This window comes from Pedobacter sp. 01N416, assembly GCF_056399685.1.
In genome coordinates, this window is the sequence record NZ_JBFTRT010001122.1 from 1 (window position 1) to 419 (window position 419).

The 419-nt window shown below is 40.6% G+C and carries 1 pseudogene; it reads left to right on the forward strand.

The annotated features are described in order from the left end of the window. Positions 1–419, forward strand: a pseudogene (locus AC1DND_RS29525) (DNA ligase-associated DEXH box helicase); the annotation flags it as partial.

Consider the following 419-nt stretch of genomic DNA (forward strand, 5'->3'; position numbering starts at 1 on the left):
CTGGTGGTTACATCGGCATGGTTGAAGAATATTTTGTTACCCGTTTAAAAGCTGGCGATAATTTCCGTTTGGCTGGCAGGGTTTTAGAATTTATTCAGGTAAAAGATATGACTGTTGTGGTGAGGGTAAGTAAACAGAAAAATGCGATCTCTCCAAGCTGGAATGGTGGCCGCTTGCCCATTTCTTCCAATTTAGGGTCGGTTTTACGGAAAAAATACAATGAAGCATTGGATAAAACACATCAGGATGAAGAATTAGATGCGGTGTATCCGCTGTTTCTATTGCAGGAAAAACGTTCTCACGTACCTAAAAATGATGAGTTACTTATCGAACTTATTAATAATAAAGAAGGTTTTCATCTCTTTGCCTATCCATTTGAAGGGCGTTTGGTACATGAGGTTTTGGCGGCCCTGGTTGCC